The organism is Microbacterium sp. ZW T2_14, from assembly GCF_044987405.1.
Taxonomy (GTDB): domain Bacteria; phylum Actinomycetota; class Actinomycetes; order Actinomycetales; family Microbacteriaceae; genus Microbacterium.
In genome coordinates this window covers 1-755 of record NZ_JBJDRK010000134.1, presented here as the reverse complement: position 1 = coordinate 755, position 755 = coordinate 1, and the positions used below count along the sequence as shown (strand labels likewise).

Sequence of the window (755 nt, the reverse complement as noted above, 5' to 3'; positions counted from 1 at the left end):
GCCTCGGCTCCCCCGCCGTGCTGGCGCTGGCGGCCGCCGGGGTCGGGACGCTCACGGTGATCGACGACGACCTGGTCGAGGCATCCAATCTGCAGCGGCAGGTGATGCACCGAGTGAGCGATGTCGGTGCCGCCAAGGTCGCGTCCGCGGTCCGCATCGCCGCCGACCTCTCCCCCACCACCGTGGTGCGGCCGGTGCAGGCCGTGCTCACGCCCGACAACGCCCGCGAGCTGCTCTCGGGCGCGCACCTCGTCATCGACGGCACCGACACGTTCGAGACCCGCGAGGCGGTGGCCGCCGCGTGCGAGGACCTCGGCGTTCCGCTCGTGTGGGGCGTCGTGCAGGAGTTCCACGCGCAGGCGACGGTCTTCTGGTCGGCGCCGCCCGCCGGCACCGTGCCCGTCCGCCTCGCCGATCTCTACCCGCCGGATGCCGGCCGCCAGGCTCCCTCCTGCGCACAGGTCGGCGTGCTGGGCGCCCTGTGCCTGCAGGTGGGTGCCCTCCTGGCCACCGAGGCCGTCAAGCTCATCACGGGCGTCGGCGAGCCGCTGCTCGGACGCGTGCTGGTCATCGACGCCCTTCGCGGCCGGACCGACGAGGTGCCGCTCCGCCCCGCGGCAGTCCGTTCCGCCGACGCCGCCGCGGGCGCGCCCGCCCCGGCCGCAACCGTCGCCGCCGGCATGCCAGCACAGAAGGCGGGTTCGCCGTCGGCTGCGGGGAACACCCGCCCGGAGCCCGTCCCGCAGCTCACTCCC

1 protein-coding gene is annotated in these 755 nt (G+C 75.6%); it reads left to right on the top strand.

The genetic code is table 11. The annotated features are described in order from the left end of the window. Positions 1–755 (top strand): HesA/MoeB/ThiF family protein (locus ACI3KY_RS20305; protein ID WP_404931922.1); only part of this gene is annotated, 755 nt, incomplete at both ends.